Here is a 12,249-nt window from a genome sequence, read left to right as displayed (position 1 = left end):
AGCGGCCAACCGGAAACGCATGCTGCCCGGAACCGAAAAACCACCCCGAAACCAATCACACCGCGCGATCAGAGATCACGCGGTGGATCGAGGCTGAGTACCCCTTCGACGGGGCAGTTGTTCTTCTCCACGCCAAGTTCGACCATCTCTGGAGGAAGCTTGGTTGCGCTCCTCCGTCCGGCAGGGCCCAGTCGCGGGCGTAACAGCGGCAACCTGCTCCTATGGCCGGCGCAGCACTTTCTCCGCCACCGCCTGCTCCACGCGCTCCGCGAGGAGCTTGTGCGGGACTACGGCGCCTACCGGGCCGTGCCGAAGTCCTGGGTCCAGTAGTCACCGGGCTGCGCGAGACCGACACCGATCTCCTTGAACGCGCAGTTGAGTATGTTTTCCTTGTGACCGGGGCTGGCCATCCAGCCGGCCATCACCTGTTCGGGAGTGGAGTAGCCGTAGGCGACGTTCTCGCCGTAGGTGCTCCAGCTGTAGCCGGCACGTGTGATGCGGTCGTCGGGCGAGGATCCGTCCGAGCCGGTGTGCGACATGCTGCCGCTCGCCGCCATGTCCTCGCTGTGCTTCTGCGCGGCCGCGGTCAGGGTGGTGTTCACCTTCACCGGGGAGCAACCGGCCTTGCCGCGCTCGGCGTTGACGATTTCCACGACCCTGGCGACGGCTCCGGAGGCTTTGGTGGCGCCCGTCGCGGCGGGACTCGAAGCGCCGGTGGCGGGCTCGGGTCCGGCCGTGGTGGGCTTCGGCGCCGCGGTGGTGGGTTCTGGAGCGGCCGTGGTGGGCTTCGGGGCCGTGGTGGCGGGCTTGGAGGCGGATGCCGGGGCGGCCGTCTTCTTCGGCTTGTGCGACGGCTTGGCGTTGCTGTGCTTCGGCGTCCCGGTCTTCGAAGGGCCGGCCGTGGCGGTCGGTGTGTTCGACGGTGCCGCTGCGGGCTCGTTGTGCGGACGGTTGTTCCGCTGGTGGTGCCGGTCGGTGTCGTCCCACCTGTCCGCGACCGCGGTCGGGGCGGCGGCGTCCTGGTGCTGCCGTTGTCCGTTGCCGGGCCAGTCGGCACAGGCCATGGCGACCGAGGGTATGCCTATGGCGCTCATGGCGACCGCTGTGACGGCCGCCCGCCGGTACCGCTTCTGATGACGATGCTTTCCCATGTGGCCTCACCCCTGCTGTCCGGAGGCTCGTCATTCTTGGGATGGCCCGGCACCGGGCGCAAAGGGCCTTCGCACTACTGCGCTTCGTAGATCTGCGGGGCCCTTGCGGCGATCGGGAGAGCGTGCCGACCTGCTGGCGGCGGGCCTCCGGGACGCCTGCCGCTTCGTCAGAACCCCTTGCCCGGCGGGGGAACCGCGGCGCTCGGTTCCCCAGCCGATCACCCCCCGCCTCGGCCCGCCTCACGGTCATGGCAAGACCGACAAATCCTTTATGTCGTCGGAGCGGGCTCTACTAAGCGGGCCGGAGAGATCGGGACATGGCGTGACGGATGTCACGGAATCACGCATTCCGGAATGGGGCCGGAGACCGAGGGGCACGCTCGCGGGACGCAGGACGGAGTCGCCGGTCCTCACCGGGCGCGATCCATGGACACCTGTAGGCCGGGGAACTGGTCGCGTGGGCAGTGCCCGGCGCCCTCGGTCGCCTCGAGGCGACCGAGGGCGGAGGACAGGGCGTCGACGATCAGGGCATCGGCGATCGCCGAACCCTCGGCGTACGGGTCGGCCCGGTCGGGGTCGACCGTGCCCACCAGGACCAGGACGGATTCACCGCGCAGGAACAGCCGCACGATGACTGCGTCGCGGTTGACCACTGCACCGGCCGCGCTGGGTGCCGAGCTGCCACGGGGTGCTGAAGCTCGCCCTCGGGGCGGTACCCGTCGAACGGCCGCGCACGCCGGTCACGGCTGGGGCGGGCTCCTGTCTCCCGTCCGCTTGGCGCCGCGGGCCGGACAGCGGCGTCTGAGCTTCCCGTGACAGCGACGCCCTGGGCGCAGTGCCGCCATCGCCGGGTCCGGCCGGTGGCGAGTCAAGCGGAGATGTCCGCCCCCGGGGTGTCGTCGTACACCGAACGGGCTGTGTTTCCGCGAGGGCGGACTGCGGTGGCGGCCTCACGGATCCACCACGCGGCGATGTGAAGGGCCAGGGCGCCGATCAGGCCTGCCCCCGCGCCTTTGGCCGCGTCGGACAGCATCCCTTCGATCACGACGCCCAGGGGCAGCCCGGTGGTCGCCGCCTCCGGGCCGGCGAGCCGCCACCAGGCATGGGCGACGGCACCGGCGACCGTGAACAGGGCCATTGCGAGCAGGACACGGTGCCGCGTCACGTTCCCGGGTCCGGTGCGGCCCTTACCGCCGAGGAAGCGGGCCCGTCCGCGCCACATGTACACCGCGATGACGGCCAGGCCGCCGATCGTGCTCGCGTGCTGCAGTGTCCGCGCCCAGGTGGGGCTGCCCACCTCGGTGAAGGAGTCCCAGACCAGGTGCGTGGCAATGCCGATCAGGACGGACAGGACGACCCACCCGGCGCGCCGTATCGGCGTGCCGGCCGTCCGGGGTGACGACGGGGCGGCGGGTAGCGGCAGCAGGGCCGTCAGCGGGCGACGGCCGGCTTGCGCCAGGCCCCACAGCACGAGGGCGTACGGCAGGGTGACGGTGGCGGCGCCGAGGGCGGTGTGCGTGGTCGTGGCGTTGAGGAAGGGCTCGTACCAGGACTGCGCGTTGACAGGCAGGCCCGCGGTGCCGACGAAGTAGGGCATGTCCGGTGCGACGGCCCCGGCGACCAGTGCGGTCCGGCTGAAGGGCCGCCGCATCAACGGCAGGACAGCCGCGGGGTGGGACAGGGTGAACGGCATGGGCATCCTTTCGCACGGACCAGACAGTCCGTTGAACGGAATGCTACGTCAAACGGACTATCGGGCGGTGATGGATGCCGCTGCCCGGACGGATGCTCGGCCGAGGGTGTGTGAAGCCGTTCAGGGGCGGGCGTGTCCGGTCCGTCCCGGACGGCCGGCCAGAAAAGCGATCACCGCGATGGCCGCCACCATGGCTGCCAGGAACACGGCAGCAGTCGCCTCACCCCACGCTGTCGTATAGGCATGGGCGAGCAGAGGCGGGGACGCCATGGCCATCGCTCCCAGCTCGCGGCCGCCTCGTGATCCGCTGCGCCAGGTCAGGACGACACCGGCCGCGGTGAGGACCAGTAGAGGCCAGCATCCGTAATCGGTGCTGACCCACGGCACCGCGTGCGCGTCGATGGCGGCCCGTGGTACGACCACGAGCGCGATCACGGCACCGGCCGGACCCGCCCGCCCCGCCGACGTGTTCTCCAGGCGCCGGTCCGGCGGGCATGCGAGCACCACGGCCGCCGCCAGGACCATCGCGGCCGGGGTGACGACCGGGTCACCGAACGCCGGCCCGCTGACCACCGCGGCCACCGCGAAGGAGAGCAGCCCGGCCACCGTGCAGGGCACCCCCGTACGCCACCGGCCGGCCAGCGCCGACGCCGCACCCGCGAACACGATCAGCGACGAGACGAGCAGCACACCCCACGTCCCCGACAGGTCGGTGCCGAGCTGTACCCACAACGGGGTGGGTGAGGCGACCACCCCGGCGTACCAGCGCAGAAGGTACAGGCCGCAGGCGGCGGCGGAGGTGGCCAGGGCGAAGGGATACGCCTGCGCGAGAACCCGCGCGACCCGAGTGGCCGACCCCAGCCCCATACGCATCCGCACCGCGTGCGCCGCCAGACCCGCGCCTTCTCGCAGCCGCGAGCTCGGCGGCTCGCCCGCGGTCATCTCGCGATAGGTCGCAGCGATCTCCCCGCCATGGGCCCGCCGGTAGGCGGCGGGATACAGCCGCAGCACACGCTCGATCATGTGGCAGCCGCCGACGGCCGCGTGACGGACAGGCGGCGGGCGGCCTCCCTCGCCGTCACGGCCAGACGCTCGGCCTCCGCCGCCAGCCGCTCCCGCCCCGACGACGACAAGGTGAAGATCCGCCGCGCCCGGCCGTCGACGACCTCCTCGCGCTCGACGTCGATGAGGCCCTCGGCCAGCAGGCGGTCCAGGGCCCCGTAAAGAGCACCCGTACGCAGCACGACACGGCCGCCGGTCATCGCCTTGACCTCCTGCGCGATGGCATATCCGTGCCGGGGCGCGTCCGCGAGGGCTGTCAGCACCAGCAACGTGGGCTCCTGCATCGCACGCTCACTCATCCCACGATGATAGTCACTCCGCCGGACTGTCTCGACGCGGTCGACCACGCCACCTCCACCCGGCACGCCGGGGTCCCGGCCGAGGCGTTCGACGGATGATGTGCCCCATGGCCGATCCCGCCGTTCCTCGGGATGCTTGTGGTCGTGCCGGCCCCGGTGGTCGGGGCCGCCGTGTTTTCCATCGCCCACGCGGTTTCCGGGGCGCTGCTCACCGACCTGTTCCCGGCAGGGCAGCGCCGCACAGGCGTGGCGCTGCCCTGCAACCCCGCCGCCTGGTGCCCGCCCCCGCGGATGCTGACGAGGGGGCGGTGTTTGCGCGCGACCCGTACCGCCTCGACCACGTCCGCCGTACCGGATCACCGGGCGATGAGCGCGGGGCGGCGGTCGATCAGCCCGTTCCACACGGCCCGGGCCTCGTCGTAGCCGGGGTGCCCGCGGTCGATCACCTCACCTCGGAGCGAGGAGCGAAGCCCGTCCGCCAGCGCCTGATCGGCGGCCGCTGTCAGTACGGCCCCCTGGTCGCCCGTCATGCGCGTCATCTTCTTCGGGGTGCGCTGCTTGCTGCCGCTGTCCCGTCTCACGCCAGTCCGGAGTGGTCGGGCCCACATACCGACCCGACGACTCCTTGGGCAGCACGGGATCTGGACCCCGGGCCGGCCGGCCCTGCTTCGAAGACCGGTCGGACGCGCAGGCGGACGGACACGGGCCGACCGCCGGGAGCCGTCCTGCCCGGGGACGGACACGGAGCGGGACGAGGCCGGATCCCAACTCGTGATCGTCAGCCCCTGTCCTGCTCCGGCCAGGGGCGGCAGAATCGGGAACAGGACCGACCGGTGGGCAGTCACTCACACGGGGCGCTCTCCTTCGGACCTCGCCCGGGCAGGAACCGCGGGAGAGGACCCTGGGACGAACAGGAGCTCTCGTGACGTACGACGTCGAAACCATTCGCGCGCAGTTCCCCGCGCTGGCCGCCGGGACAGCCCACTTCGACGGCCCTGGTGGCACCCAGACCCCCCGGCCCGTCATCGAGGCCGTCTCGGACGCGCTGAGCAGCCCGCTGTCGAACCGGGGACACGGGGCGATCGGGGAGCGCAACGCCGAGAGCATCGTCACCGGGTGCCGGCAGGCGCTGGCCGACCTCCTGGGAGCGGACCCGGCCGGGATCGTGTTCGGGCGCAGCGCCACGCAGCTCGCCTACGACTTCTCGCGCACCCTTGCCGAGACGTGGTCGCCGGGGGACGAGGTGGTCGTGACCCGGTTGGACCACGACTCGAACATCCGTCCCTGGGTCCAGGCCGCAGCCCGGGCCGGAGCCACCGTACGCTGGGCCGACTTCGATCCGGCTACCGGGGAACTGACCGCCGACGACATCCGGGCGGTGCTCTCGGAACGCACCCGGCTGGTCGCCGTGACCGCCGCCTCCAACCTGATCGGCACGCGTCCCCGGATCGCCGAGATCTCCCGCCCGGTGCACGAGGCGGGCGCGCTGATGTACGTCGACGGGGTGCACCACACCGCCCATTCCCTGGTCGATGTCGAGCAGTTGGGCGCGGACTTCTTCACCTGCTCCCCGTACAAGTTCCTCGGTCCGCACCACGGAGTGCTCGCCGCCCGGCCCGAGTTGCTGGAGACGCTGCGTCCCGACAAGCTGCTGCCCTCCACCGACGTCGTTCCGGAGCGTTTCGAACTCGGCACGTTGCCCTATGAGTTCCTCGCGGGTACTCGTGCCGCCGTCGACTTCCTCGCCGGACTCGACGCACGCGCGTCGGGCACCCGGCGTCAGCGACTGGCCGCCGCGTTCACGGCGCTCGAGGGACACGAGGAAAACCTGCGGGCCCGGATCGACAAGGGACTGAGTGCCCTCGACGGCGTCACGGTCCACTCCAACGCCACCGACCGTACGCCCACCCTGCTGCTGACCGTCGACGGTCGCAGTACGACGGATGCCTCTCGGTTCCTCTCGGAACGCGGTGTCCACGCGCCGTCCGGGTCGTTCTACGCGATCGAGGCCTCCCGCAGGCTCGGTCTCTCGGACACCGGAGGGCTTCGTGTGGGCCTCGCCCCCTACAACAACACGGAAGATGTGGAGCGGCTGTTGACCGGTCTGTCCGATTTCCTGGCCGGACGTTTCTGACACCCGCTTCACGGATCCTGCATGCCCGGACGGCCGGACTGCGGCTCACGGGCCGCACGTGACGCGGACCGAACGGAGGACCGGCCCGTCGTCCGGTACGGGCGACGGGCCGTCGAGAGTCACCAGCGGCACTGCGGCATGTGGTGCTGTGGGAGACGGACTCACGGCTTCGTGCGGGACGCCTGGAACAGGCGTCCGGTGCGCCGCCGAAAGGACCGCGGCGCGCGTCCCACGAGGTCATCGGTGCGTTCAGGACACCGAACCACGTGCGAACGAGGCCGTATCAGTGATCGCGGTACACCTCCGCGACCGGATGGACAGGCCAACGGGCTCGTGCACGGTCGGCGGTGAGACGTCGAGGACTCCGACGGGGCTCGCCACCGCCTCCGGTGACAAAGAAGACGCAGACCTCCCCCAAGGGGCTCGTGCCGGTCATGGAGAACGTCGGCCCCACCGTCGCCCGCGACGTCCGCATCTCCCGCGACTCCCTCCGGGAGTCGGGGCGGGCCCCATGGAGGGACAGCCGCCCTGACGCAGATCGTCCAGCACGTTCTGCCTCCGACCATTCCCATGCCCCCGTCGGGGCGGCGCCTCACTCTTTTCGGGACAGCCAAGTGAGATTCCGGAGCCGAGCGGAGGACGGGAAGGAGGCTGCCGATGGGTTCGGTGGCGCCTCCGCGTCATCGGGCGGGAGCCGGACCTGCTTCTTTCCGACCCAGGCAGAACGGCCGTGAAGACAGTCCCGGCCGCTGCCCGGCCCGCCCGGCGCACGGAGCGCGTGACGCGGCGGCCCGGTCCGGGCCCGGCCGTGGATCGTCACCCGTCGGCGAACCGGTCCACCGCCGCGGCCGCCAGCGCGCCGATCGCGGGCCGCAGGGCGCTCCCGATGTGCGGGGCGAAGAACGGGGAATGGTTCGGGGCCGGCGCGGCCTCGGGACCGCCCGCCACCGCCCGGTGCCACTCCCGCGCGCCCACCGTCCCCAGCATCCAGTAGACCAACGGGACTCCGTGCAGGCCGTGGACGGGGGTGCCGGCGTCCCCGAACAGCGGGAAGTCCTCGGTGGCCATCGAGCCGGGCCAGTCCAGCACCCGTCCGGCGCCCAGGAGCGCGGTGTGGGCCCGCCGTACGGAGGCGGTGGGCCGTGGGTCGCACAGCAGGGCCGCCGAACGGGAGGCGACCGTCACCTCCGGCTCGCGCGGCGCCCCCGCGGCGGCGCTCTCCGCGAGGACGACGCGGCGCACCGCGGACAACGCCCGCTCCAGGGAAGTCTCGTTCGCCGCACGCAGCGCGATCCCCAGCCGGGCCTCGTCGGGGATGACGTTGGCGGCGGTCCCGGCCCGCAGGGTGCCCACCGTCAGGGTCACCTGGTCGGCGGGCGCGGTCTCGCGGGCCACGACGCCCTGGAGCCGGGTCACCACCGAGGCCGCGGCCACCACCGGGTCCACCGCCAGGTGCGGGGTGGCGACGTGGCCGCCCCGCCCGTACAGCAGGACGTCGAGCACCGCGCCGGCCGCCGCCATCGGCACCCGCTCCGGCGCGTGCGCGACCGTACCCGCGGGCAGCGGTGCGGCGTGCTGGGCCAGCACGACATCGGGCCGGCCGAACCGGTCGTACAGTCCGTCACCCAGCATGGCCTCGGCCCCGCTCAGCGTCTCCTCGGCGGGCTGCCCCACCAGCACCAGGGTGCCCCGCCACCGGTCGGCCAGGCCGGCCAGCAGAGCGGCCGCGCCGGTGGCCGCGGCCATGTGCAGATCGTGGCCGCAGGCGTGCATGGCGCCGTTGCGGCCGGCGTACGGCAGTCCGGTCCGCTCCTCGACCGGGAGCGCGTCGAGTTCGGCCCGCAGCCACACCCGGGGACCGTCCCCGTTGCGCAGGACGCCGACCACGCCGTGGCCGCCCACCCGCCGGGTCACCGCGCAGCCGGCCGCCTCCAGCGACCGGGCGAAACGATCGGCGGTGCGCTCCTCCCGCCCGGATGTCTCCGGATGCGCGTGCAGGTCCAGGTACAGGTCGAGGGCGGGCCGCAGTACCTCCCCGGCGCGGACGAGGAGACCTTCCGGGGCCGGGGCCGGGGCCGGGGCGCCGGATGCCGGGGGATCGGGAGAGAGGTGGGACGGCGGGTTCATCGGCCAACTCCGCAAGGACGGCCGGGTCCCCGCCGCGCCGCGGCGGGGACCCGGAGGAGGACGGACGGATTCAGGGGAAGGGATGCGGGGCCCGCACGACGTCCGCGTCGGTCAGGTCGCCGTCCCGGTGCCCGCCGCGGCGCAGCGCCGTCCGCAGCCGGGGCATGAGCAGGGCCCGCTGCCGGTTCCAGCCGAAGTCGATCGGCAACAGCCCCGGCACCACGGTGGCGACCGTGCGCAGCCCCGCCCGCTCCTGCTCCGGCGAGGTCTGGTCGACGACGATCACGTCGTGGCCCGCCGCGACCAGTTCGTCCCGCACCACCGCGACGTCGTCCAGCAGGTCGCCGGTGCGCGGCCGGCCGTGGCGCTCCCAGTCCCCGTACACCTCGTCGAAGGGACGGGCCGGGGACGGCTCCAGATAGGTCCGCGCGTACGCGGACATCCGGGGCAGCCCGTACAGCTGGGGGTGGTCCTTCAGATGGCGCACCAGGAAGAAGTCGTCCGCCATAGCCTCCAGCTCGTCCCGGCGTTCGGCGGTCTGCCGGGACAGGTGCGGGATGTAGCTCAGCACTTCCGACAGGGCCCCCTCGACCGCCGACCTCGGGTCCAGGGAGGCCGCCGCGGCGAAGGACAGGGTGCCCGGTCCGCCGTCCCGGCGTACGCCGACCACGGTGACGGCCGGGATCGCCAGGTCGATCCGGTTGTCGAAGACGTGGACGTCGTAGCCCTGCAGAGCAGCCCGCTCGGCCATCGCGACGGCCGTGGGACTGCCCACCGTGGTCAGGTCGACACGGGGCAGCCGGGCGGCGCCGTACCAGCCGTTCAGGAAGGAGTCCCGCTCGACGAGTTCGAGGAGGCCGCCCAGGACGGCCTCCTCCAGGCAGCCGCCGATGGCGCAGCCGTTGGAGCACTCGAAGACGAAGTTGTCGCCGGCCAGCGGCGCGCTGTAGTAGACCAGCCGCGACGGCACCAGCACCGGACGTTCGTCCCGCAGCGACCAGCCCCATTCCCAGGGGATGGCCCGGCCCGGGTCGAAGGGGTCGGTCAGCGGGTCGTCCCGGTAGGTCTGAGGGCTGTACAGCCCGCACACCTCGGGGTCGACCGCGTCGGCCCGCAGCTCCTCGTAGGAGCCGACGACCGGCGCGCGGCCCCCGCGCCGGTGGGTGCCCGCGTACCGTTCCAGGCCCTCCAGGAACGCCAGGCGGCGGCTGGTGGCGAAGGAGTTCTCCTGCCCGCTCCAGGTGACGTCGTGCAGTCCCGCATAGCCCCGGACGAAGGCACTGCCGGCCACCGGGGCGGTGGTCGACGAGGTGACGTCGGTCCAGGTGCCGGCCCCCAGGGCGCCGCAGACCGGGTTGGCCAGGGCGTCGGTGGGCAGCGGGTAGGAGAAGGCCGAGCGCAGCCGGTAGGTGTCCGGGTCCGGCTTGGGGCGCGGGGCGAGGACGAGCGGCTCGACGCCGGCCGTCGCCGGGGCGCTGCGGCCGCAGTCCGGGCAGAGCGGGTCGGCGAGCAGCGGATACGTCCGGATCGTCAGGTTCGCCAGGTCCAGCCGGGTCACCTGCGGCAGGGCGCGGTCCGCCGGATGCTCCGCCGGGGGAGCAGGGAGCGGCCCGCGCAGCAGTGCCTCGCACAGCGCGGTCACGGTGTCCCGGACGTGGCCGGTGAGTACCGGCCAGGCCCCGGCGGGGCGGGGCCCGTCGGGCCCGGCGGTCTCCAGGGCGTTGCGTTCGCTGCGGCTGCGCAGCCGCTGCCAGCGCAGGGCCAGGCAGCGGCCGCAGGCGGGAGCGGTCCCGTCGCCGCCCCACGGGCCGAACAGCACCGCCGAGGCGGTGACGTGGACCAGCGCGGTGGGGCGGTCCGCGGCCCAGGGGTCCCGCTCCCGGGCCTGAGGGCCGCCCGCGCCGACGGCGCCCACCGGGACCACCCGGGGGGCGTCGTCGGCGCCGAAGTGGTCGTCCAGGGCTGCCTGCAGGGCATCGCGGGCCCGTGCCATCGGGTGCGCGAGCGGCAGGGTCGCGGTGCTCATGAGGACTTCGTCCAGCGGAAGGTGCGGGCCGCGACGGCACCGAAGACCACGGCGAACGCGACGAGCCCGAGGGAACCCCAGCCGATGTCCGACAGATCGCCGCGGCCGGTCAGCGCGGCCGACACCGCGTCGTTGAGGTAGCGCAGCGGCAGGACCATCGAGACCTTCTGCAGCCAGTCCGGCATGGCGTCCAGCGGGAAGAACGAACCGGACAGGAACGCCATGGGCAGCATCAGGAAGTTGGCGATGCCGGCCACCGACTCCGGGGTGTCGGCGATGCTGCCGATGATCACGCCGAGCAGCAGGAACGTGGTGGTGCCGAGGATCATGACGGGGATCAGCATCGGCCACCGGGAGTCGGGCACCAGGTCGAAGCCCGGAAGCATCGCCACCCCGACGAACAGCACCGACTGCACCAGGCCCACGCCCAGGGCGAGCACGTACCGGGAACCGATGACGGCGGTCAGCGGGGCGGGGGACAGCCGGATCATGCGCAGGATGTCGTCCGAGCGCCACTGCATCAGTGTGAATCCGATGCCGAAGACGGCGGCGTTGGCGACGCCCCAGGAGAGCACCCCGGCGGCCGTGTAGGACAGGTAGGAGAAACCGCTCTCCTCGACGCTGCGACCGCGGAAGACGAGACCGAAGACGACGAGGAAGATCAGCGGGAAGGCGAAGGTGAAGAAGACGGTCGTCTTGTCCCGGACCTGGGCGCGGTAGCCCGCCGCGGTCAGCGCGGAGTAGGCGCTCATGACTGCTCCTGGTGGTTCGATGCGAGGGGGGACTTCGGCCGGGCGGTGAGCTCGAGGTAGACGTCCTCGAGGCTGGGAGTGCGGGTCTGCACGCCGTCCAGGCCGGTGAGGGGGTCGAGGGCGGCGAGGACCCGGCCGGTGGCGCGGGTCTGCAGGACGAGGTGCCCTCCCTGAACCGCGACGCCCTCCACACCCGGCAGGCCGGCGGCCTGCTCCTCGTCGATCCGGCCGAGCGGGACCAGCAGCCGGCTGGTGGCGCCGGAGTTCCCGATCAGGCTCTGCGGTTCGTCGGTGACCACGAGCCGGCCGTCCACCAGGATGCCCACCCGGTCGCAGAGCGCTTCCGCCTCGTCCAGGTGGTGGGTGGTGTAGACGATGGTCCGGCCCGCCGCCTTCAGCCCGCGCAGCACCTCCCACAGGTCGCGCCGGCCCTCCGTGTCCAGCGCGGCGGTCGGTTCGTCGAGGAAGATCAGTTCGGGGCCGTGGACCAGCGCGGAGGCGATGGCGAGCCGCTGCCGCTGGCCCCCGGAGAGGTCGTCGACCCGGACGTCGTGCTGGTCGCCCAGGCCCACGGCCTCCAGGGTGCGGTCGACGGCCGCACGGTCGGTGCCGAACAGCGCCGCGACGGTGCGCAGGTGCTCGTGCACGGTCTGCCGTACGAAGAAGGCCGAGGACTGGGTCTGCACGCCCATGCGCGGCAGCAGGCCGGTGTTGCGTGGCCAGGTCGACTCGCCGAACACCGTGACCGAGCCGGAGTCGGCCCGGCGCAGCCCTTCCATGATCTCCACCAGGGTGGACTTGCCCGCCCCGTTGGGGCCCAGCAACCCGAAGAACTCACCGCGCCGGATGTCCAGAGAGACCCCGTCGACCGCCCGCCGGCTGCCGTAGTTCTTGGTCACGTCGTCGACCACGACGGCCGGTTGGGCTCCGTGGTCCGTGGTGGGGGAGGGGGAGCTCATACGGGTACCTCATTCATGAGTTGCGTGTTCTTTCGGGGTCGGAGCG

At 72.6% G+C, this 12,249-nt stretch carries 11 protein-coding genes; 1 reads left to right on the top strand and 10 read right to left on the bottom strand.

The window, feature by feature from the left end:
- Positions 1-296 precede the first annotated feature (296 nt).
- The 6 genes from ACFYQA_RS34810 to ACFYQA_RS34785 all read right to left on the bottom strand — a co-directional run bounded on the left by ACFYQA_RS34810 (position 297) and on the right by ACFYQA_RS34785 (position 4,786).
- Entirely contained in the window at positions 297-1,151 is an 855-nt protein-coding gene (locus ACFYQA_RS34810; RefSeq protein WP_388926696.1) for a CAP domain-containing protein, read from the bottom strand.
- Between the two features lie 410 nt (positions 1,152-1,561).
- Positions 1,562-1,804 carry a hypothetical protein gene (locus tag ACFYQA_RS34805; protein WP_388926693.1) on the bottom strand — a complete coding sequence of 81 codons (243 nt, stop codon included), beginning with the start codon at positions 1,802-1,804 and terminating at the stop codon, positions 1,562-1,564.
- Between the two features lie 215 nt (positions 1,805-2,019).
- Positions 2,020-2,844 (bottom strand): DUF4184 family protein, encoded by an 825-nt coding sequence (locus ACFYQA_RS34800; protein WP_388926690.1) that lies wholly within the window; start codon positions 2,842-2,844, stop codon positions 2,020-2,022.
- A 120-nt stretch (positions 2,845-2,964) separates the two neighbouring features.
- The gene (locus ACFYQA_RS34795) at positions 2,965-3,867 is read right to left on the bottom strand and encodes a hypothetical protein (RefSeq protein WP_388926687.1); all 903 of its coding nucleotides are present in this window, start codon (positions 3,865-3,867) and stop codon (positions 2,965-2,967) included.
- Positions 3,864-4,205, bottom strand: a complete 342-nt coding sequence (locus tag ACFYQA_RS34790; protein ID WP_388926684.1) for a PadR family transcriptional regulator — start codon at positions 4,203-4,205, stop codon at positions 3,864-3,866. Before ACFYQA_RS34790 ends, ACFYQA_RS34795 begins: the two co-directional genes overlap by 4 nt.
- Positions 4,206-4,561: 356 nt before the next feature.
- A complete protein-coding gene (locus tag ACFYQA_RS34785; RefSeq protein ID WP_388926681.1) occupies positions 4,562-4,786 on the bottom strand; it encodes a hypothetical protein in 225 nt (74 codons plus the stop codon).
- Positions 4,787-5,127: 341 nt separating this feature from the next.
- On the opposite strand from ACFYQA_RS34785, the gene ACFYQA_RS34780 reads away from it, so the two are divergent.
- Positions 5,128-6,339, top strand: a complete 1,212-nt coding sequence (locus ACFYQA_RS34780; protein WP_388926678.1) for a cysteine desulfurase-like protein — start codon at positions 5,128-5,130, stop codon at positions 6,337-6,339.
- 816 nt (positions 6,340-7,155) lie between these two features.
- On the opposite strand, the gene ACFYQA_RS34775 is transcribed toward ACFYQA_RS34780, so the two are convergent.
- The 4 genes from ACFYQA_RS34775 to ACFYQA_RS34760 form a co-directional block, all read right to left on the bottom strand.
- Entirely contained in the window at positions 7,156-8,466 is a 1,311-nt protein-coding gene (locus ACFYQA_RS34775; protein WP_388926675.1) for an amidohydrolase, read from the bottom strand.
- A 70-nt stretch (positions 8,467-8,536) separates the two neighbouring features.
- Positions 8,537-10,492 (bottom strand): TOMM precursor leader peptide-binding protein, encoded by a 1,956-nt coding sequence (locus tag ACFYQA_RS34770; protein WP_388926672.1) that lies wholly within the window; start codon positions 10,490-10,492, stop codon positions 8,537-8,539.
- A complete protein-coding gene (locus tag ACFYQA_RS34765; protein ID WP_388926669.1) occupies positions 10,489-11,244 on the bottom strand; it encodes an ABC transporter permease in 756 nt (251 codons plus the stop codon). Before ACFYQA_RS34765 ends, ACFYQA_RS34770 begins: the two co-directional genes overlap by 4 nt.
- Complete coding sequence (locus tag ACFYQA_RS34760; RefSeq protein WP_388926666.1) at positions 11,241-12,203, bottom strand: ATP-binding cassette domain-containing protein; 963 nt, start codon at positions 12,201-12,203, stop codon at positions 11,241-11,243. Before ACFYQA_RS34760 ends, ACFYQA_RS34765 begins: the two co-directional genes overlap by 4 nt.
- Positions 12,204-12,249: the final 46 nt, after the last annotated feature.

Source organism: Streptomyces sp. NPDC005774 (assembly GCF_042871645.1).
Classification (GTDB): Bacteria; Actinomycetota; Actinomycetes; order Streptomycetales; family Streptomycetaceae; genus Streptomyces; species Streptomyces pratens.
This window is presented reverse-complemented; position numbering and strand designations above follow the sequence as displayed.